20 protein-coding genes and 1 pseudogene are annotated in these 18,413 nt (G+C 66.7%); 7 read left to right on the forward strand and 14 right to left on the reverse strand.

Features of this window, described 5'->3' with window-relative positions; genetic code table 11:
* Positions 1-29 precede the first annotated feature (29 nt).
* Together AC5Y36_RS14780 and AC5Y36_RS14785 are read left to right on the forward strand one after the other, a co-directional pair.
* Positions 30-1,010: a PE-PPE domain-containing protein gene (locus AC5Y36_RS14780; RefSeq protein WP_500041675.1), complete on the forward strand. Its 981-nt coding sequence runs from the start codon at positions 30-32 to the stop codon at positions 1,008-1,010.
* 47 nt (positions 1,011-1,057) lie between these two features.
* Positions 1,058-2,074: a CobW family GTP-binding protein gene (locus AC5Y36_RS14785; protein ID WP_500041676.1), complete on the forward strand. Its 1,017-nt coding sequence runs from the start codon at positions 1,058-1,060 to the stop codon at positions 2,072-2,074.
* A gap of 26 nt (positions 2,075-2,100) precedes the next feature.
* On the opposite strand, the gene AC5Y36_RS14790 is transcribed toward AC5Y36_RS14785, so the two are convergent.
* From AC5Y36_RS14790 to AC5Y36_RS14800, 3 genes are all read right to left on the reverse strand, one after another.
* Positions 2,101-2,991: an alpha/beta fold hydrolase gene (locus tag AC5Y36_RS14790; protein ID WP_500041761.1), complete on the reverse strand. Its 891-nt coding sequence runs from the start codon at positions 2,989-2,991 to the stop codon at positions 2,101-2,103.
* A gap of 336 nt (positions 2,992-3,327) precedes the next feature.
* Complete coding sequence (locus tag AC5Y36_RS14795; protein WP_500041677.1) at positions 3,328-3,768, reverse strand: transposase; 441 nt, start codon at positions 3,766-3,768, stop codon at positions 3,328-3,330.
* Positions 3,675-4,001: a helix-turn-helix domain-containing protein gene (locus AC5Y36_RS14800; protein ID WP_500041678.1), complete on the reverse strand. Its 327-nt coding sequence runs from the start codon at positions 3,999-4,001 to the stop codon at positions 3,675-3,677. Before AC5Y36_RS14800 ends, AC5Y36_RS14795 begins: the two co-directional genes overlap by 94 nt.
* 132 nt (positions 4,002-4,133) lie before the next feature.
* Here AC5Y36_RS14800 and AC5Y36_RS14805 point away from each other — a divergent pair, with 132 nt between their 5' ends.
* Complete coding sequence (locus AC5Y36_RS14805) at positions 4,134-6,146, forward strand: zinc ribbon domain-containing protein (protein WP_500041679.1); 2,013 nt, start codon at positions 4,134-4,136, stop codon at positions 6,144-6,146.
* Between the two features lie 18 nt (positions 6,147-6,164).
* Here AC5Y36_RS14805 and AC5Y36_RS14810 read toward each other — a convergent pair whose 3' ends face one another.
* A complete protein-coding gene (locus AC5Y36_RS14810; protein ID WP_500041680.1) occupies positions 6,165-6,611 on the reverse strand; it encodes a type II toxin-antitoxin system VapC family toxin in 447 nt (148 codons plus the stop codon).
* Positions 6,571-6,816 (reverse strand): AbrB/MazE/SpoVT family DNA-binding domain-containing protein, encoded by a 246-nt coding sequence (locus AC5Y36_RS14815; RefSeq protein WP_500041681.1) that lies wholly within the window; start codon positions 6,814-6,816, stop codon positions 6,571-6,573. Before AC5Y36_RS14815 ends, AC5Y36_RS14810 begins: the two co-directional genes overlap by 41 nt.
* A 141-nt stretch (positions 6,817-6,957) precedes the next feature.
* Between AC5Y36_RS14815 and AC5Y36_RS14820 the strand changes: the two genes are divergently transcribed.
* A complete protein-coding gene (locus AC5Y36_RS14820) occupies positions 6,958-8,991 on the forward strand; it encodes a toprim domain-containing protein (protein WP_500041682.1) in 2,034 nt (677 codons plus the stop codon).
* Between the two features lie 9 nt (positions 8,992-9,000).
* On the forward strand, positions 9,001-11,139 hold the full coding sequence (locus tag AC5Y36_RS14825) for a DNA gyrase subunit A (protein ID WP_500041683.1): 2,139 nt from the start codon (positions 9,001-9,003) through the stop codon (positions 11,137-11,139).
* A 54-nt stretch (positions 11,140-11,193) separates the two neighbouring features.
* Here AC5Y36_RS14825 and AC5Y36_RS14830 read toward each other — a convergent pair whose 3' ends face one another.
* The 4 genes from AC5Y36_RS14830 to AC5Y36_RS14845 form a co-directional block, all read right to left on the reverse strand.
* Positions 11,194-12,084 (reverse strand): alpha/beta fold hydrolase, encoded by an 891-nt coding sequence (locus AC5Y36_RS14830; protein WP_500041762.1) that lies wholly within the window; start codon positions 12,082-12,084, stop codon positions 11,194-11,196.
* Between the two features lie 317 nt (positions 12,085-12,401).
* Positions 12,402-13,010, reverse strand: a complete 609-nt coding sequence (locus tag AC5Y36_RS14835) for a hypothetical protein (RefSeq protein ID WP_500041684.1) — start codon at positions 13,008-13,010, stop codon at positions 12,402-12,404.
* The gene (locus AC5Y36_RS14840; RefSeq protein WP_500041685.1) at positions 13,007-13,258 is read right to left on the reverse strand and encodes a hypothetical protein; all 252 of its coding nucleotides are present in this window, start codon (positions 13,256-13,258) and stop codon (positions 13,007-13,009) included. The genes AC5Y36_RS14835 and AC5Y36_RS14840 overlap by 4 nt, the downstream gene beginning before the upstream one ends.
* A gap of 369 nt (positions 13,259-13,627) precedes the next feature.
* Complete coding sequence (locus tag AC5Y36_RS14845) at positions 13,628-14,065, reverse strand: nuclear transport factor 2 family protein (protein WP_500041686.1); 438 nt, start codon at positions 14,063-14,065, stop codon at positions 13,628-13,630.
* A 386-nt stretch (positions 14,066-14,451) separates the two neighbouring features.
* Here AC5Y36_RS14845 and AC5Y36_RS14850 point away from each other — a divergent pair, with 386 nt between their 5' ends.
* Positions 14,452-14,886 carry a hypothetical protein gene (locus AC5Y36_RS14850; protein ID WP_500041687.1) on the forward strand — a complete coding sequence of 145 codons (435 nt, stop codon included), beginning with the start codon at positions 14,452-14,454 and terminating at the stop codon, positions 14,884-14,886.
* 183 nt (positions 14,887-15,069) lie between these two features.
* Here the strand turns inward: AC5Y36_RS14850 and AC5Y36_RS14855 are convergent.
* The 5 genes and pseudogenes from AC5Y36_RS14855 to AC5Y36_RS14875 form a co-directional block, all read right to left on the reverse strand.
* Positions 15,070-15,237 (reverse strand): annotated as a pseudogene (locus AC5Y36_RS14855) (enoyl-CoA hydratase); the annotation flags it as partial.
* Between the two features lie 113 nt (positions 15,238-15,350).
* Positions 15,351-15,956 (reverse strand): twin-arginine translocation pathway signal, encoded by a 606-nt coding sequence (locus AC5Y36_RS14860; protein WP_500041688.1) that lies wholly within the window; start codon positions 15,954-15,956, stop codon positions 15,351-15,353.
* The gene (locus tag AC5Y36_RS14865; RefSeq protein ID WP_500041689.1) at positions 15,953-16,543 is read right to left on the reverse strand and encodes an Rv1363c family protein; all 591 of its coding nucleotides are present in this window, start codon (positions 16,541-16,543) and stop codon (positions 15,953-15,955) included. Before AC5Y36_RS14865 ends, AC5Y36_RS14860 begins: the two co-directional genes overlap by 4 nt.
* Before the next feature lie 323 nt (positions 16,544-16,866).
* Complete coding sequence (locus AC5Y36_RS14870; protein WP_500041690.1) at positions 16,867-17,187, reverse strand: Rv2576c family protein; 321 nt, start codon at positions 17,185-17,187, stop codon at positions 16,867-16,869.
* 127 nt (positions 17,188-17,314) lie between these two features.
* Positions 17,315-17,644 carry a hypothetical protein gene (locus AC5Y36_RS14875; RefSeq protein WP_500041691.1) on the reverse strand — a complete coding sequence of 110 codons (330 nt, stop codon included), beginning with the start codon at positions 17,642-17,644 and terminating at the stop codon, positions 17,315-17,317.
* Between the two features lie 256 nt (positions 17,645-17,900).
* Here AC5Y36_RS14875 and AC5Y36_RS14880 point away from each other — a divergent pair, with 256 nt between their 5' ends.
* The gene (locus AC5Y36_RS14880) at positions 17,901-18,407 is read left to right on the forward strand and encodes an Rv2253/PknI dimerization domain-containing protein (protein ID WP_500041692.1); all 507 of its coding nucleotides are present in this window, start codon (positions 17,901-17,903) and stop codon (positions 18,405-18,407) included.
* The last annotated feature ends 6 nt before the right edge of the window (positions 18,408-18,413 follow it).

Consider the following 18,413-nt stretch of genomic DNA (forward strand, 5'->3'; position numbering starts at 1 on the left):
CGCCGTCAGAGCAGTGGGAGGGGTACCCCGTGAGGCTGACCAGGGCCTTCGCGCCGATTGCGATCGCCAGCACCGTGGCGGGCGGGGTGCTCGCTGCCCCAACGGTCCACGCCGTAGCTGCCGACATCACCCTGCTTGCCGACACCGCCATCTTCGTCGGCCCGACCATCTTGTCGACACCGTCGGCGACCTTCGCCCAGACCGCGGCCGATCTGTTTCTGCAGCCGCTGGGCTTCGACGCCGGCGACGACCCGGCCTCATGCGATATCGGTTCCATCGGGTGTGACGCGCCGCTGCAAGTGCTGACCACCCCGGCCCTCATCCAGCAGGGCCACAGCAGCTTTGTGGGGGCGGCCGAGATCGTTCGGGCGGTGCACGCGGAGCTGGACGCCAATCCGGGCGCCTACGATGCCGACCATCCGCTGTGGATTTTTGGCTGGTCGCAGGGCGCCACGGCCGGTTCCATCGCGATGGCCCAGCTGAGCCACGACGGCGTCGACCCGGGGGCGCTGCACTTTGTCTTCATCGGTAACCCGGTCGGCGCGGATACCGCCTCGCTGGATGGGGGCGGGGCCTCGTCCCCCGACTTCTTCGACACCGCTCTGCTGACCGGCGTCCAGACCCCGAACAACGCGTTCGCGGTCACCGACTACACGATCCCCGGCGACCCGGTCACCGACCCCACCTCCACCTCCGAACTCGGCTTGTTCTACGAGCACATGATGTATCTGGGGCTCACCCCCGACGAGGTGGCCAACCACATGGCAACCACCGACGGGATGATCACCGACATCGATATCTCCGGTGACTTCGATCAGTTCGGCGCCTGGCTCAACGCGTGGGGCCACGGGCTGATCGACAGCGGCTGGTGGGAGGGCCTGTTCTACTCGGCGGTGGCGTTCGTCTACAGCGCCTTCGGCAAGATCGAAGACTTCTTCGGCGACTGGATGGGCCTCGACTGGGGCGGGGTCGAGCAGACACTCGACTTCTGGTTCCCCTCCGAGGTCTAGCGCCGTTTGCTTGGCAGCTGTTTCGGTGCGGCGGCAATAATGGCCGGATGGTCGACCGCAACGCTCCCGCTATCCCCGTCATCGCGCTGACTGGTTACCTCGGGGCGGGCAAGACCACGTTGCTCAACCATGTGCTCCGCGCGCCGGGAGCGCGAGTCGGGGTGGTTATCAACGACTTCGGTGAACTGAACGTCGACGCCGGCCTGGTCACGGGCCAGGTCGACGAACCGGTGTCGATCGCCGGTGGATGCATCTGCTGCCTGCCCGATGAGGGCGGCCTCGACGACGCGCTGGAGAAGCTGACCGACCCGAAACTGGCGCTCGATGCGATCATCGTCGAGGCAAGCGGGGTGGCCGAACCGGTGGCGATATCGCGGGTTATCCGGTTCAGCGGGGTGGATCGGATACGCCACGGCGGTGTTGTCGACGTCATCGACGCGGTGGAGCACTTCGACACCGTCGACACGGAATCCGCGCCGCCGTCGCGCTACGGCGCGGCGTCCCTGGTCGTGGTCAACAAGCTGGATCGTATCGCCGAGGATGCTCGCGACGATGCCCTGCGTCGGGTCGAAGATCGTGTGCGCGAACTGAATCCCGATGCTCACGTGGTCGGTGCAGTGGCGGGACGCGTGGATCCCCGGCTGCTCTACGACGTCAACGACGGTGTCGCGGCCGGGCAGATGTCGTTTCGGGAGCTACTCATCGAGGAGGCCGCCGATGACCACCATCACGTGCATGCTTCGTCGGTCACTGTCGTGGGCGACGGCGCTGTCGACCCGGGACCGCTCATCGACCTGCTCGAACAGCCGCCCCATGGCGTCTACCGGATGAAGGGCACCGTCGCGATCGGCAAACGCCGCTACCTGGTCAACGTCGTCGGCACGTCCGTCCACGTGACGGTCGCGCCGGCGGGCGCGGGGGCCAGCCACCTCGTCGCGATTGGTACGCACCTCGACACCGACGACGTTCGAGAGCGGCTTGAAGTGGCGCTGCGCCCGGCCGGCGAGAAGGTGGCCGCCGCCGGGATGCGGCGGCTGCAACGCTTGCGGCACTACAGCATTTAGCCGGTGGCTATACCGGCAACGGCTTTTCACACCGGTGCGGGACCGATGAATTCGACGCCCGCGCGGATCGCAGGGCGATGCCGCAAGATTCGGAAATGCGCCAGCCGGCCGAGTCCCGCGGTCGTCATCAAGCGTGCGCCTGGCCATGATGCGACAACCTTCTCGCTCGTCACGTAGGGAGTGTCGGGGTCATCGGGGTCGTGGATGAGCAGCAGCGGCGGATAGTCGGTGCGTTCGGCGACCCGGACCATGTTGGTGTCCTCGAGCGACATACCGATTCGGCGTTCCAGGCGTCGATGCAGGCCGGTGCGTATCCGCCGACCGAAGTTGTGGCGCGCGGCGAAGAGATCCAGGTAGATCGGGAACTCGCCCATCGGCGCGAGGAACACCAACCGCCCGACCGTCGTGCCCCACGATGCCGCGAATGCGGTCGCGTTGGCCCCCAGCGAGTGGGCGACAACCGCGTGCGCCGGCCCGTGTGTCCGGATCATGGCCGCCACCGCTTCGGCGCACTCGATGGCGGTGGTGCGACCGGGCGCGAGTACGCCCGGCTCGGACTCGTTATGGCTGGGCAGGTCGAACGCGATCACCCGATGCCCGGATTCGACGAGAGGTTTGATGAACATTCCCAGGTGTGGGCGACGCCCGCCCCAGCCGTGCACGAGGTAGACCGGCGGTCCCTCGCCCCAGGCCTCGCCCACGATCCGGTGCCCGTTCCAGTGCGCTTCCAGCGGCTGGCCAGGCGGTACGCCGGGCGGCATACGCAGGCTGGACTCGATGACCGGTGGGGTACACCACAGTTCAACCGCCCACCGCGACCCGATCGCGGGTGCCACGCGCTCCAGCAGCCAGAACAGCCGACGCACCCGGGTGGTGACCGGCGGTTGGACACCGGAGCCCTCCACGTCGAGAACGATTGGGCTCGGAGAACCGCCGCCGCCCGAACTGGCTCGGTCACGGCGACGACGTCGTCGAGCGGGTGGTCGGTTCGTTGGGTCCGGCACATATCGAGGTTAGCGAGATGATCCGGTCCGCAGCGATCATGGGTCTCACGCTGCGCGCCATGTGACGGCACTCTGACCTGCGGCGAAGCCGGTTGCCTCATTTCATGTCACCCGCTTTGTCTCAAGCTCGTGTCATTTCTTCAGTGGTCCCCGAAGATCAAGACGGGGCATGTACTTGTCTCCCGCCTCGGAGGCGAGCACCGCTGAGAGCGAGGAGCCGTGAGATGTAGGCGAGTTACCCACCGCCGGCTAGGAGGTGACCCGTAATTGTCCGCAGCATTTGAGGTTCCAGAGTGCGGCGATGATGTGAAGGCTGTGATTGATGGCGTCTTCTGGGCGGCGGCGTTGTCGCAGGATTTGCCAGTCCTTGATGCTGGCGATGACGTGTTCGACGCGGGCGCGGATGCGCCGGTGTCGGCGGTAGTGGTCGTGGTGGATGATCCGGTCGCCGGGTCCGCGTGGGGGGCCGGTGATGGTGGTGATTCCGCGGTAGCCGCCGTCTCCGAGGATGGTCCGGGGACCGTCGATGAGCCCAGCGACGGTCGGGCGCGCCACGACGACATGATTTCGGTTTCCGGGCCAGCACTGGCCAACGGCTACGAGGTGGCGGGTGTCGGCGTTGATGAGTATCTGGGTGTTGGTGCTGCGGCGGTGGTTTTTGCTGATCGCAGTGATCGATTGGTCGTGCACACCGGGATCGGGGTTTCGTCGATGATCCACGGGTGAGCAGAGTGGTGGTCGGGGGTGGGGTGCACAACGGCGGCCAGCGCCGGCACCAGGTGGTGAATGATCCGGTCGACGGTGGATTGGCTGGTGGTGAACAAGGCGGCCAGCGCACGGGTGGTCAGGTTGGTGCGCAGATGAATCAGCACCAGCAGCACCGGCACGGGCAGCGGCATGCTCCACGGGCGGCCACGGGACACAGGGGCGAGTTGATGGCCGATGGGCGTGAGCACGGTGTGGAACTGGTGGTCGGTTAAGCCGGTGAGCGGTAGGCAGGTGCGGTATCGGCCGGTAGTCGCTCGTTGTCGGTGGCTTGTGGTGGCATGGGTTCCATGGCAGCCACGCCCACCGACACCATGGCCGCGACCGGCGGTGATGGCGTCGTGGGTGCGGCGCGGCGGCGGGGGAAGTCCAAGGCGCCTAACTTCAGCTACGGCGGGCCGGTGTCGGTGATCCGGCTGGAACTCGACGCCGCCGATGAGCGGGCCCGGCGGCGGCTGCAAGCCCAGTGGGAGGCGGTGTTTCGGCTGCGGCGGGCGTTGCAGCGTGACGCCGCGGCCCGGTGCCGGGCGTATTGGGTCGCCCATCATGAACGCGCGGAAGACCCGAGGGCATTACGGGAGCGGTTGGGGTTGTCCCGCAAGGGCATTGAGGCCGCAGCCAAATGTCACATCGAGGCCAGTGGGTGGATGCGCGAGCACCTCACTAAGGCGGTGGGCCTGCATGTGGCCGATGAGGTTTGGGAAACGATCGACCGGCATTTGTTCACCGATGCGTCGGGGCGTCGGCATGGCCCGCCGCGGGTGGGGTCGTGGTGGGATTTCACCCGGATTCCCGGACGGGCGCGCTCGCACACCAAAGCCCAGCCGACGTGGGAGACCTACCGCCTGGCCGGCAGCCTGGATGGGCACCTGGGCGCCTACCGGCACCCGCGGCTGCCCGCGTCGGTGCGGACCGCCCACGACGCCGCTGGCCAGCCGACAGGGATATCGATCCTGGCCCAGCCGGGCCGCCTACCGGCGCCTGCGCGGCCGGTGAGTAGGTCGTGGTGGGATTACGACGGGGCCCTGGCGGTGGTGTTCACCGGCCTGCTCTGCGGGGACTTGGTCCTGCCGGTACGGTTACCGGCCGGTGCCGGGAAGTGGCCGCACCTCGCGCATTTCCTGGCCGACCCGAGCACCTGGCACAAGATCGACCTGGTGCGGGTGCGTGACCGCAAAGCGCCCGGCGGCTGGCGCTACTACGCCCACCTGCTGGTGCACCAGGCCGGCTATCAGTCGCCGTCGACGATCACCCGCCGCGAACAGATCCCGGCTGGTCGTCGTGCCGGTGTGGATGCCAACGTGTCCAACCTGTCGGTCGCCTCGTTCTCCGCGGAGCATCCGCAGCAGTTGGCGGTCGAGCAGATCTTGTGCACCCCGGCCCACCAGCGTGCCGCCAGCCGTGCCGCCAAGAAAACCCGTGACCGCCAACGCGCCCTGGATCGGTCGCGGCGCAACACCAACGCCGACCAGTACGCACCGTCGGTGCGTCAGCGGAAACGGGCGCAGCGCCGCGCCGCGGCAGGACTGTCAGAACGCCAGGTCGCCAATCCGGGTGGGGCGCGGCACGTCCGCGCCGATGGGGTGCCACTGCGCGCATACCGCAAAGACGAACTGTCCGAGGCCTACCGGCGAACACGCTGTGATCACCGCGGAGCGACACACCGCGCCAGCCAGGCCAAACAAGCCCGCGCCAACGAGGTCGCCGCGGCGATCGTAAACACCCACGGCAATTCGATCACCATCGAAGACTGCCGCATCTCCACCTGGGCGCGGCTGTGGGGCAAACGGATCGCGTTGTTCAGCCCCGGCATGCTGGCCACCGCCCTGCAGTGTGAATGCCACGCCGCCGGCGGGCGGCTTTATCGGGCCAGCACCCACGCCACCGCGATGTCCCAGCACTGCCTGTGTGGTGCACGCGTGGCGAAAACCCTGGCGCAGCGCAGCCACGAGTGCCCACACTGCGGGCTGCGCGCCGACCGCGACATCGTGTCGGCCGTCCTGGCGGCCTGCGTCGACTTCACTGATCCCGACGATCCGCGCACCGCGGTCGTCGACTACCGACTTGCCCACGCAATCCGCGATGGGTTGGCCTCCCCGCAAGAGTGGGAGGGTTCAGTCAACCGGTACCAGCCACCAACACCACCCGGTGAAGGACCGGCCAGGACCGGCAGCCACCACCCGGTGGTGGCCTCTGCTGAACAAGCGGCACCCGGCCCACCCCCGAACAGACCACGCCCACAACGTGGACGTCGCGGGACCAGCCGAAAACAACCAGACCCCAAACTGGTTGGCGCCGCATGACCAATTACGGGTCAACCCTTAGTCGACGAACTGGTATGGCACATCGAGGACGCGGTAGGTGCGCTCTGCCCGACGGTCGCGGGTCAGCAGCACCCGCCGATTCGCCGAGGCAGCCTGACCAACAAGAGCGTCATACACCGATCCGCCGACGACGCCGAGCCCGGCGAGCCGGCCGAAGAGATCGGCGGTCGCCGGGGCGTCGAGCCAACACTCGGCCGGAAAGGCCTTCACCAGGACCGAGGCCGCTTGATCTGCGGTGAGGCGAAGTGGGAGAGGCAGGCGGGTGAGCACCGAATACGTCTCGAACGCCGCGTGGCCGGCGAGCGCCGGGCGACGCTGAACAAGAACTCGGCGACAGGCCGCATGGGCTTCGTGGGTCGAATCAAGAGCGGCGATGGCAACGCTGGTGTCGCAGGCCCAGCGGTCATCGCTGGATGTCATCGCGCAGCCGGCGTACGTCGTCATCGGTTAGCACCGCGCCCTCCACCCGGCCGAGTACCGGAAGGCCGTCTCGCGTCTCGATCGCGCGGGCATGGCGCTGGACGGGCTCAATCCGCAGACCAGATCCGTCGGGAATCAGCTCGAGCTGTGTGTCGGGGGTGATTCCCAGCGCCACGCGCAGCGCTTTCGGAATGACCAGGCGCCCCAGTCGGTCCACCGTCACGTTCATGGCATCAGATTACCATTCGATTGGCAAAATGGTCGTGACCAGGCATGGCGTCGCCCGGAGAAGGTGACCGCCGACACCGCCCCGGATGCACGAAAGTGTCGGGTGCGCCGCCTACCATTCCTGCGGCAGGAAAGGACAGCAGTGAGCTACAACGCCGCAGATATCACCGAACTCGACGACGTCCAACACACCCGCCTGCGGCCGGCGGTGAACCTGGGCCTGGACGTGCTCAACACGGCGTTGCGTGAGCTGGTCGACAACGCGATCGAAGAGGTGGCCGTCCCCGACCACGGCGGGTCCACCGTCACGATCACCCTGAATGCCGACGGCTCGGTCAGCGTCGCCGACGACGGCCGCGGCCTGCCCGTCGACTCCGACCCGGCCACCGGCAAGAACGGCATCGTCAAGACGTTGGGCACCGCGCGGGCCGGCGGCAAGTTCTCCGAGCACGCCGACGCGACGAGCACCGGCGCGGGACTCAACGGCATTGGTGCCGCCGCGGCGGTCTTCATCTCCGCCCGAACCGACGTGACGGTACGCCGGGCCGGTAAGACCTACCTGCAGAGCTTCGGCCGCGGCTACCCCGGGGCGTTCGACGGGAAGGACTTCGACCCGGACGCCCCGTTCACCCGCGCCGACACGCAGAAGCTGCGGGGCTTAAGCAACCGCAAGCCCGACGCGCACGGCACCACGGTGCGCATCCTGTTCGACCCGTCCGTGGTGCCCGATGCAGGCGTGGATATCGGGGAAGTGCTGTTGCGGGCGCACGCCGCGGCGCGGATGTCGCCCGGGGTGCACCTGATCGTTGTCGACGACGGCTGGCCCGGCGACGAGGTTCCGCCGGCGTTGCTCGAGCCGTTTAATGGCCCCTGGGGCACCGATGCCCTGCTGGACCTGATGTGCACCGCGGCCGGCACTCCCCCACCCGAGGTGCGTGCCGTCGTCGAGGGCCGCGGCGAGTACACCACCGGGCGCGGCCCGACCCCGTTCCGCTGGTCGCTGACCGCCGGCCCGGCCGAGCCGGCCACCGTGGCCGCCTTCTGCAACACGGTGCGCACCCCCGGCGGCGGATCCCATCTGACGGCCGCGGTGCGGGGCTTCTCCGAGGCGCTGGCCGATCGCGCCTCCCGGATCCGTGATCTGGGTTTGGCCAAGGGCGAAGCGGGCCCGGAACCCCAGGACTTCGCCGCGGTCACCGCGCTGGCCGTGGACACCCGCGCACCTGATGTGGGGTGGGACTCCCAGGCCAAGACCGCGGTGTCGTCACGGTCCCTGAACCTGGCGATGGTTCCGGACGTGACCCGCAGCATCACCATCTGGGCGGCCAACCCGAACAACATCGACGCGGTGTCGCTCTGGACGAAACTGGCGCTGGAGGCAGCCCGCGCCCGGCGCAGCGCCGAGGGCGCCAAGGCGCGATCGCGTGCGGCATCGAAAGCCAAGGGGCTGGGTACGAATCTGTCCCTGCCGCCCAAGTTGCTGCCCAGCCGGGAATCGGGCCGCGGGTCGGGTGCCGAGCTGTTCCTGTGTGAGGGCGATTCCGCGCTGGGCACCATCAAGGCGGCGCGCGACGCAACCTTTCAGGCGGCCTTCCCGTTGAAGGGCAAGCCGCCCAACGTCTATGGCTTCACCGTGAGCAAGGCGCGGGCCAAAGACGAGTTCGACTCGATCGAACGCATCCTGGGCTGCGGGGTACGCGAGCAGTGCGACCCCGAGCAGTGCCGCTACGACCGGATCCTGTTCGCCTCCGACGCCGACCCCGACGGCGGCAACATCAACTCCAGCCTGATCTCGATGTTCCTGGACTTCTACCGTCCACTCGTGGAAGCCGGCATGGTGTACGTGACGCTGCCGCCGCTGTTCGTCGTCAAGGACGGCACCCAGCGAATCTATTGCCAGGACGAATCCGAGCGTGACGCCGCGGTGGCCCAGCTGCGCGCCACCTCCAAACGCAAGGTGGAGGTGCAACGCAACAAGGGCCTGGGCGAAATGGATGCTGACGACTTCTGGAACACCGTACTGGATCCGCAGCGGCGCACCGTGATTCGCGTGAACCTCGATGACGGCGGACACAACCTGCACCACATCTTGTTCGGCGGGCCGCCCGAGGGCCGGCGCACCTGGATGGCCGACGTCGCCGCCCGCGTCGACACCGCTGCGCTGGACCTGGATTAGGAGACGACCGTGACCGCCACCCTTGAGGTTGCCGAACAGAATCCCGACCTGGTCCTCGACCAGAGCGCCGATGACTACTGGAACCACTACCAGTTGACCTTCGCGCTCTACAGCGTCAGCGACCGCGCCATCCCGTCCGCCTACGACGGACTCAAGCCCGGCCAGCGGCGGCTGCTCTACCAGATGCACGACTCGAAACTGCTGCCCGGCAATAAACCGCAGAAGTCCTCGAAGGTCTGCTCGGCGGTCACCGGGAACCTGCACCCGCACGGCGGCGCGTCGATGTACGGGGCCGCGGCACTGATGGCCGCGGAGTTCCAGCGCGTGAAAGTCATTGACGGCCAAGGCGCATTCCCGCGCATCCAGGGGGACATCCCCGCCGCCGACCGCTACACCGAGATGCGCCTGTCGGCACCGGGTGCGGCGCTGACCGCCGAACTCGACGATCACGCGGTGCCGATGGTGGCGACGTTCGACGGCGAGTGGACCGAGCCGACCATGCTGCCGGCCCAGTGGCCGGTGCTGCTGTGCAACGGTGCGGTCGGAATCGCCGAGGGATGGGCCACCAAGGTGCCCGCGCACAATCCCCGCGAGATCATGGCCGCCTGCCGGGCGCTGCTGGCCCGGCCGAACATGACCGACGACCGGTTGGTGAAACTCATTCCCGGCCCGGACTGGGGATGCGGGTCGACCGTGGTCGGCACCGTCGGGCTGCGTGAGTACATCACGACCGGTCGAGGCGCGTTCACGGTGCGCGGTACGGTGTCCGTCGACGGCAAGAACGTCATCGTCACCGAACTGCCACCCGGTGTCGCCAGTTCGACTGTGCAGGACCGGATCCGGGCTCTGGTGGAGTCCGGTGAGCTGGCCGGGGTGGCAGACATGTCCGATCTGACCGACCGGCGCAACGGGCTGCGGATCGTCGTCACCGCCAAACGCGGCCACAGTGCCGAGCAGATCCGCGACCAATTGCTGGCCCTGACCCCGCTGGAGTCGACGTTCGCGGCCAGCCTGGTTGCCCTGGACGAGAACCGGGTGCCGCGCTGGTGGTCGGTGCGTGAACTGATCGCCGCCTTCCTGCAACTGCGCGATTCGGTGGTGCTGCACCGCAGCGAGTACCGGCTGGGAAAGGTCACCGCCCGTCGGCATCTGGTCGCCGGTCTGATGACCATCCACCTGGACATCGACGCCGCGGTGGCGGTCATCCGGGGTTCGGACACCGTCGACGACGCCCGCACCGGCCTGCAGGAGCGGTTCAAGATCGACGAGGAGCAAGCCAATTACGTTCTCGGACTGCAGCTTCGCCGGCTGACCAAGCTGGACGTGATCGAACTGCGGGCCGAGGCGGAGAAGCTGGACGCCGAGTTCGCGGAGCTCACCGAACTGGTGTCCAACGCCGATGCGCGACGGGCGGTCATCGACAAAGAGCTGGTGGAGACCGCGAAACTGTTCAAAGGCCCCGAGTTCGACCGTCGCACCGTCCTGGACGCCGAGGCGACTCCGGTGACCGCGGGCGCCGACGAGAACGGGCCCCGCGAGCGCAAGGTCAACGCCTCCTGGCGTCTCGATGACCAGGGCGTGTTCTCCGACAGCCACGGCGAGCTGCTCACCTCCGGCCTGGGGTGGGCGGTGTGGACCGACGGCCGGGTCAAGTTCACCACCGGTGGTGGTCTGCCCTACAAGACCCGCGATATTCCGGTGGCACCGGATATCACCGGACTGCTGCGCTCGGGGGTGCTGGCCGACGGACATCACCTGGCGCTGGTGACCCGACGCGGCAAGATCCTGCGCATCGACCCGGCCGCGGTGAATCCGCAGGGCATTGCGGGCAACGGCGTCGCCGGGGTGAAACTGGCGGCCGACGGCGACGAGGTGATCGCGGCACTGCCGGTGACGTGCGCCAACGGGGAGGCCATCCTGTCGATCGCGGAAAAGAGTTGGAAGGTCACCGAAGTCGCTGACATTCCGGTCAAGGGCCGCGGCGGTGCCGGCGTCGGGTTCCACCCGTTCGTCAAGGGCGAGGACGCGCTGCTCGCCGCGTCGATATCGGCGACCGGGTTCGTACGGGGCAGCAAGCGAGTGCGGGCTGAGAACCGGGCCAAGGCGTCGATCAAGGGCTCCGGCGCAGACGTGGCACCGGCCGGATAGCGCCGGTCGCGGCGCTGCAGTATTGGGCTCGCCGGTTTGCGGCCAAGGGCTATTTCATACCGGTGCGGGGCCGATGAATTCGATGCCCGCGCGGATCGCAGGGCGATGCCGCAAGATTCGGAAATGCGCCAGCCGGCCGAGCCCCTTCGTCGTCATCAGTTGCGCGCCCGGCCATGACGCAGCAACCTTCTCGCTCGTCAGGTAGGGAGTGTCGGGGTCATCGGGGTCGTGGATGAGCAGCAGCGGCGGATAGTCGGTGCGCTCGGCGATCCGGACCATGTTGGTGTCCTCGAGCGGCATGCCGATTCGGCGTTCCAGGCGTCGATGCAGGCCGGCGCGTATGCGTCGACCGAAGTTGTGGCGCGCGGCGAAGAGATCCAAGTAGATCGGGAACTCGCCCATCGGCGCGAGAAACACCAGACGCCCGACCGTCGTGCCCCACGATGCCGCGAATGCGGTCGCGTTGGCCCCCAGCGAGTGGGCGACGACAGCGCGGGCCGGTCCGTGGGTGCGGATCATGGCCGCCACCGCTTCGGCGCACTCGATGGCGGTGGTGCGACCGGGCGCGAGTGCGCCCGGCTCGGATTCGTTATGGCTGGGCAGGTCGAACGCGATGACCCGATGCCCGGATTCGACGAGCGGTTTGATGAACATGCCCAGGTGCGGGCGACGCCCGCCCCAGCCGTGCACGAGATAGACCGGCGGCCCCTCACCCCAGGACTCGCCGACGATCCGGTGCCCGTTCCAGTGCGCTTCCAGCGGCTGGCCAGGCGGTACGCCGGGCGGCATACGCAGGTTCGATTCGAGGACCGGCGGGGTACACCACAATTCGACCGCCCACCGCGACCCGATCGCGGGTGCCACGCGCTCCAGCAGCCAGAACAGCCGACGCACCCGGGTGGTGACCGGCGGTTGGACACCGGAGCCCTCCACATCGAGAACGATGGGGCTTGGAGATCCGCCTACACCTGCGGCACTGGCTCGATCTCGGCGAAGACCCTGTTGCGGTGGCGGGGGGTTCGGTGGCTCCGGCACATATCGAGGTTAGCGAGATGATGTGGTCGGCAGCCATCCAGCCAGTACTGACTGGCCGGCACGAGAATGTGGCCGGTTGCATCGGCTACGGCAAGACAGCGTTTAACCAGTGGCCATCCCGATTGGCCGGTCGGTACCGGCGTCTCGTGACGTACTTCGGGAGGTGAAAAAATTCAAAGTAGACAGGCACGCTAGTCGACCCTGACCTGACGTGTAGGCGGCGGCGCTTACTTAGCCTCGCCGAGCATCCGAGAGAGCTCCTCCGATGACATCCGGTTAAGGTCCGACTGGGTAAGTACGATGCCGTGGCTGTCCTCGATATGGGTGAGGTCGACGAGCTGGCCGGATTCGAGGAAGCCCGTTCGGCGGCTGGTTCGCCTGGCCGGACGACCTGGCTTCCGCTCCCATTCCCGAGCGAACTTGCGAACTGCTGCGGCATCCCATACTGCGCCGCCGCGCAGCTCGGCCAGAGGAGCCGGAAACGCGGCAGTGGAACGCAGTTGATGCACTCGTTGACGCGCCACACCCAGCTCATCGGAAATCTCGGCGGCTGACATGAGTTCAGGCATGGTTGGGGCGGCGGCGCGCCGTTGCCACTCGTCCTCTCGGACGATCTCGACGCCGGCGGGCTCGGTGCCGACGACCTCGCTGATGCTGTCCACGTACTTGGCGATGACGTCGGTCAGATGCAGCTCGGCGGGCGCGTAGACCGTCACGTCGATGACACCACGGTCGGGAATACGGGACACCGTGGCGTCGAACTGCTCGGACCAGCGGTCCATCGTCTCCGCTGCGGGGTCAAGCGCGTAGCTGACGGTGGCGACCCAGTCGTTCATCGGCCCCTCTCCTTTCGGCGCTGTGCGCGCTGTTCTTTCTTGCTGGGCGGCGGTACCTGCAGGCCTGCTTTGCGTAAGGCGACGTGTAGGTCTGCCATGCGTCGTCGCGGATTGCTCGGCGTGGCGGGGTAGTGCGCGATGTAATTGCCGCGGACGTCGTAGAACCTGGTGTAGCCCTTGGTGTCGTCGTTGACGGTCCAACCTTGGGACTCCGCCCATTTAGCGAGGTCTGCGATGTCGCTGTTCACTATGATCCCCATACTATTGCGATGTGTCAATAGTAATTTCTACGCGATACAACGTCAAGAGTTTCTAGGGGCGAGTCCCGTGCACCCCCTGTTTCGCCAACTCAAGACGGACCAGTTGTGCGTTGACGGAGATGCGCCGGGCTGAAAGGCGCGTGGTGTATCCGCGAGCTGCCAACGTCTCTCGACGTAAGCAGCGGGTGGTCGCCAGGAGCCGGCCAGTACAATTTCCACCGGCATACTGACGCACCCGAGCCCTACGAAGTGTTGTGGAAGGTCCGTAACCACGGACCTGAGGCAGCCCGAGACCCAGTCCGCACTGGGGGCGTACCTGGAGTATTGGCTACTTGGCTTCGAGCGGTCTGCCCGTGCTCAGCCAGCGAACACGTCGAGGGAGCCGACAGTGCCACGGTTGTCCTTGATGCGTTCGACCAACCACCAGCGCCCGCCGCGGCGCTCCCACCTGTCGCGGTAGTCGCCCAGGGTGTGAAATGTCAGTTCTGGGTTGGTGTGCGAGAGGTGTAGGTCGTGCACATAGGCCCTGCTGGTTGCTCGGTCACCGTCGACGTCGATGAGCACGTTGCCGAGCAGATGCTGGGTGGTTCCGCAGTTGTCCAAGAATCCGCGGATCAGTTCGATGATCGCCGCGCTGCCTTCTAGTCGCCCGGTGCCAAGGTCGCCGATCGCGTCCTCGGCGAGGATCTGCGACAGTCCGTTCCAGTCCCGGTCATCCATTGCGCGGGCGAATCTGATCAATGCTCGTTGGATGTCACGTTCATCATCGGCCGGAACCGCTTCGCGTGGATTCATGCATCACCCCATTCGATGTGGATTCCGCTTCACCTAATCAGGTTCGGCCTCGTCCGAGGATTCTGCCGAATCTCTCTGCGTTGTCGCGTGGGATGTCCATTGGGCGGGACGATGTTGCTCTCGCACACTCCAGCAGCCGTTTTGACCAGCACTGCGCTGGCCGCCGCAAGCATTCCAGCGACCAATGTTCGGCGGCGCGGAGCTTCGGGCCGTCCGCGCGACGTCCGTACCAGTGTGCGTCGCCGAAGTTGACGCGGGCGGCCGTGACGAGTATCCCGCTCAGCGGACATGTCGTCGACGCGCGCCTGCTGCGACGAATACGTTATCGCCGTGCCGGACGTCGCGATTCGGCGGATCATCAACGACGGCAGCAAGGAGGGGTGGCCATGAAGTCCCTGCTGCTAAGTGTCGCTTTGCTCGTCGTTGCGCTGGCGTCGGGGCCGGCGGCATATGCGGAATCGCCACACGGCAATTTCGAACTGCACATTCAGGGCCGTCACGACTTCCACACGTGGCTATGGGTCGTGTCGAGCTGTTCTGGCGAATGCGTGCACGTTCAAGCGATTCCCCAACCCATAGCAAAAGCATTCCCGTACCAAGGGAATGCCCAGTTGGCCAACGGCCGCTACACGCTCACAGTCGACAATCCTGACGGGCTGCGTTGCGGCGACGTCTACTACGGCCCCGTCATCTCCACGCTCGACGTCTATTCCTGGGATGCCACGACGCGCTCGGGGATGCTGGCGTCGTCGTTCTCAGCGGGCTGCGACGGTGCGCCCGGCGCAACCGTGACCTACCCATTCGAACTGCTACGCATGTAGACCCGTCCACCGACCGCATGCCCGCGGCTGAGAACCGCCGGGCCCATTCAAGGGCTCCGGCGACTGTTTTCGACCGATTATCTTGCGTTGGTATCCTGGCTTGCCATGGCTTTGGCGTCCATCCCGCCCAGGGATCCTGTGCCGATCTCGGCATTGTGCGCGTGAGCGAAGTGATGCAGGCCAAACAATCACGCGGACTTCGTGGTCCTCGACCGCGCGTTGAAAAGCAGCGTCCAACGCGTATGTCATGACCGAGTTTTGGGCGTTGCGGTAGCGCGGCCGGTTCATGGTCACCACCGCGACATGCTCGCGGATCTCGTACGTCACGCTGTCGCCGTTTGGAGTCGTCATCTCAGCCCTTCGCCGCTCGCGGTGCATCGTTGTTCACAGTGCACCGCGCGCCCTTCCGTATCGACGCCCGTGTCCGCTGAGCGGGAGTTGAGCCCGTCACAGGACACCCCTGGTTATATCGGGTCGAACGAGGAGATCCGCCAGTCCCCACTGACCTTGGTCAAACCGACCCTGACACTGCTGGCCGTCTGCACCGGAGCGGGGTTGTCGCGGCTGGTGGTGGTCTGGTTCAAGAAGATCAGCACCTGCGCGGTGCCGGGGTACACGTCCACGGCTGCCGCTCGCACCACCGATGCCGTGGCGTGGATATTCTTCTGTTTGACGGCAGGAACGACGAATTGGTCCGTGAACTGGCTGTAATAGGTCAAGAAGTCCCCAGTCAGCTGTGACCGTGCGTTTGCAAGATCGCGGTCCAAACTATCTGGGGCGTACGTCAACAACGCCGAACTTCCTTGTTGTGCAGCGGTGAGCACTGATGCGGTTGCATCGGCAGCGGCGGAGTCACCGCGATAGGTTCCGAAGAACAGGGCACCTGCCACGCCCGCGCAGATCAACACGAAACAGGCGAGCGCCAGTTGGTGACATCGCGCCACAATGTGCCGCGTCCACCGACCGTCGCCGGCGGTCGCGTTCTGCGCGTGAGCCGCGCTCGCGGCGGCGAGTTCCTGTTCGTCCAAACCTGCGCTGGAAGCGGTTTCGTTGTCGGTGCTGATGCTCACGGTACGAACTCCACCTTTGACAGCTTGATCTGTTGCCCTTCTCGGACCATGTCGACGCTGAGACGCCAGTTCCTGGGCTGCTGGTCTGCGCCGGCGGAGTTGCTGACGGTCGTAGCGGCGGTGACCAGGACGATAGCCGAATGCGGCGTCATCGTTTCGATGGCGCAGGCCCGCGCGGTCGCCTTTGTCACCGACTTGGAGTCGTGGGCGGCTCGGACGAAGTCGTCTGCCGCGGACTGGAAGTCATCGAGGAATTGACCCGTCGCATTGGCGATGATCTGCGCCACGTTGTCTTCGGCCTTCGCGCTGTCGATCGACATCAATGTCACGACGGCTTGGGTTGCGGCAGCGACGAACTCGGCCCGATGGTGCTGGTCGCGCACAACCTGTTGATGGTGCCACCACATCTGTCCGCTGGCTGCCGCAAGCGCCACACCCGTGAGGACCGCGAGCAGCGTGATCGCCGTCGCCAATGAAGATCGCGGGCGTCGCCGCCGGCGGCTCGACGCCGGTGTGGATGCCGCCGTGAGTTCGTCATCGACGTCGGTGGTTTCGGTGTTTGCCTCGTCGCCGACGCTGTCCGGCATGCGGGCACGAAGTGCCCGGGCGCGTGTACGTGCGGCGGCGGCGCGAGCCTCGGCCACGGCGGCTTCGGCCTCAGCTTCGCGGACCAGCGACGGGTCGATTCCGGTCTTTGCGTGAGCCGTGCCGTCGCGCGGCGTGGGATCGGCTGCCGCGTCTCGGCGACTCCTCAACCGCATTGTGTACCTCCGGGTTCGTCGCTGCCCCAATGCGAGACGTCCGAGCAACGTGTGGGCGGCCGGCCGGCCACGTTATCTCGACCTGATGGTGTTGGACGGCGAGGTTCCCACCCAGCGGGCATTGACGTGCGCGGCGCCTCTGCCGACGTTCACCAGGGCCGCACTGAACACAGCGCACCGTTGGGACCTTCGCTGCGGTTGACCACGACCCCGTCCACCGCCAGTTGGCAGTGCACGGCCGGTGTCCCCGCTGGCATCGCCGGGGTCACACCGACGGCGACCATCGCCCACCGCTGCGGGTCCGCCAACGTCACCTCGCGAACCCAGGGCACCCCGGGCTGCAGTGCTACGTCGTCTTTGGGGCTGAACTGATACGGGTTGTGGCTGTAGTCCGCCCACGACGGGGGGTCGACCTCGCGGTAGTAGATGTCGGCAGAAGCGGCTTGCTGGGTGGTTACGGTGTAGGTCACCCGGTGTGGCGTCGGCTCGTCTGCACACGCGGGCGTGACTGTGGCGGTGCTGAGCTCGAGCCCAACGAGCACGATTGCGCACGCAGCGTGGCGCAGCGACCGGCACCATATGTCTCGCCGCAGATTCTTACGCATCGCCACGAACCCACCGACTCGAACCGTCCGTGGCCACGCAGCTCAAGAACAGCCCGTCCGGCGCTTGGGCAACGGAATTCTCCGACCCACTGCAGGCCGTGTTCGCCTCGCGGATCCCGGCAAGCGGCGGAGAGCGGAAGTACCGGGGTTCATACCTGCGCGGCGACCCGCAGAACACCAATCTGCCCCATGACGTGGTGCCAAAAACGTAGTGGGAGGTGTCCGGGCACGGGGCGCCGAGGACCACCCCGCCGGTGATCCCCGGCACGCATGACGGGTCGTCGCAGGTGCTGGGTGGTGCCGCGGCCGCTCCGCCAGGCATCAATGTCACGGCAAGGAGTAGTGCAACTACGGCGGCGGTAGGTGAATGCACGCCGACACTGTGGCACGCCGGGCAACCTCTGCCATCGCAATGTCCACTGGGCGGGAGGTTGCCCGCCAGAAGGCCGAACAGGCCGCACAGTTACCCGCAGAAAAGGTGCGCGAGGTGCCGCCGCATCGAGACACGCGACGATGCGCGTTTCGGCGCCCGGTGATTATGGTCCGGCCGCGCCATGCGGTGTAGTGAGGAGTCGGCGATGCGGATGGCAACGGCAGCCGTGGTGGTGGCAGCTGCGGCTGGGATTAGTGGTATCGCCACTCCGCTGGCCTACGCGACCCCGGAGTGGGGACTCAACGGCAGCTACAGCGCTACCTCGAACGGCGAATGGGCCAAGACCAACGACATTTATCACGACGAGGCCAGCATCCGCAGCACGTGGTCGATCACCACCAGCTGTAGCTACCCCACCGAATGCGCCGGAACCGTGGTCAGCGACTGGGGTTGGACCGCACCCATCTACATGAAAAGCGGTGTCTGGTATGTGAAGAAGGCGGTCGACAATTGGCAGCCGTGCCCCGATGGCACCGCGGGGCCGGGCTTGCAGGTATTCCGCTTCTATCCCGCAACCCCCGATGGCAGCGGCACCGACCCGACCTCATCGACGCTGCTCGGTGAGGACGCCACAACCGGCGTCAGCGGCTCGTGCGGCAGCAGCAAGGTCGTGTTCATCACCATGCCGTTCAAGCTCATCAAGACCGGCTAACCCGGC

The organism is Mycobacterium sp. NGS50 (genome assembly GCF_059812545.1).

Excerpts from the sequence above, each read along its gene's own strand:
- AC5Y36_RS14785 (WP_500041676.1), top strand. The coding sequence starts at position 1,058 with ATGGTCGACCGCAACGCTCCCGCTATCCCCGTCATCGCGCTGACTGGT.
- AC5Y36_RS14805 (WP_500041679.1), top strand. The coding sequence starts at position 4,134 with ATGGCAGCCACGCCCACCGACACCATGGCCGCGACCGGCGGTGATGGC.
- AC5Y36_RS14810 (WP_500041680.1), bottom strand. The coding sequence starts at position 6,611 with ATGACGACGTACGCCGGCTGCGCGATGACATCCAGCGATGACCGCTGG.
- AC5Y36_RS14815 (WP_500041681.1), bottom strand. The coding sequence starts at position 6,816 with ATGAACGTGACGGTGGACCGACTGGGGCGCCTGGTCATTCCGAAAGCG.
- AC5Y36_RS14835 (WP_500041684.1), bottom strand. The coding sequence starts at position 13,010 with ATGAACGACTGGGTCGCCACCGTCAGCTACGCGCTTGACCCCGCAGCG.
- AC5Y36_RS14845 (WP_500041686.1), bottom strand. The coding sequence starts at position 14,065 with ATGAATCCACGCGAAGCGGTTCCGGCCGATGATGAACGTGACATCCAA.
- AC5Y36_RS14850 (WP_500041687.1), top strand. The coding sequence starts at position 14,452 with ATGAAGTCCCTGCTGCTAAGTGTCGCTTTGCTCGTCGTTGCGCTGGCG.
- AC5Y36_RS14865 (WP_500041689.1), bottom strand. The coding sequence starts at position 16,543 with ATGCCGGACAGCGTCGGCGACGAGGCAAACACCGAAACCACCGACGTC.
- AC5Y36_RS14875 (WP_500041691.1), bottom strand. The coding sequence starts at position 17,644 with ATGCCTGGCGGAGCGGCCGCGGCACCACCCAGCACCTGCGACGACCCG.
- AC5Y36_RS14880 (WP_500041692.1), top strand. The coding sequence starts at position 17,901 with ATGCGGATGGCAACGGCAGCCGTGGTGGTGGCAGCTGCGGCTGGGATT.